1 protein-coding gene and 1 pseudogene are annotated in these 636 nt (G+C 61.5%); both read left to right on the top strand.

Annotated elements, in window-relative coordinates:
* Positions 1-126 (top strand): annotated as a pseudogene (locus ACR1XY_RS24770) (sulfite exporter TauE/SafE family protein); the annotation flags it as partial.
* On the top strand, positions 120-636 hold a 517-nt coding region (locus ACR1XY_RS24765; protein WP_480597521.1), incomplete at its 3' end, for a hypothetical protein. The pseudogene ACR1XY_RS24770 and the gene ACR1XY_RS24765, both read left to right, overlap by 7 nt.

Raw genomic sequence — 636 nt, 5'->3', positions numbered from 1 at the left:
ATGATTACGGCTCCGTGGGGTGTCAGGCTGGCACATGCGATGGATCCCAAACCGCTCAAACGGGTGTTCGCGGTGTTCCTGACTTTGGTGGCTCTGAACATGTTGCGGAAAGCGCTGGGATGGTGAGCGATTTCTGGACCCGGGGCTGGGTGAAATTTCCCTATGATCCGGATCTGGCCGAATGGGTGAGCCATGCCCTGCCGGTCGCCCGCGCTTCGGTTGTCGATCCGGCCAATGCCGATTGGCTGGATTGTGAAGGCACGTGGTTCATCGGCGTCGATGCCCTGGACAATGATGCGCAGGGGCGGGTCGCGTCCTCTGGCCCTTTGATGGGACAGGCCATGGACTTCATTGTCCAGCACTACGGTGTCCTGCCACTGCATAAAGGGCAGGTTTCGGTGATCCATCCGGGCTATCCCCGTCCGCGCCGAGGTGAGAGCGAAGCTGCAGGGCGATATCGGCGGAACAGAGATGCCGCTCATGTGGATGGGTTGCGACCAATGGGGCCGGACCGGCGGCGCCGGGTCGATGAACCGCACGCATGGATACTGGGTATTCCACTGACCGAGGCCACCGAGGATGCCGCGCCGATGGTATTGTGGGAGGGTAGCCACAAGATTTTGCGCGCCGCGTTTG

The organism is Ruegeria sp. AD11(2025), from assembly GCF_056542405.1.
Note: the sequence above shows the minus strand (reverse complement) of the source record. Positions and strands in the feature narration are given on the sequence as shown.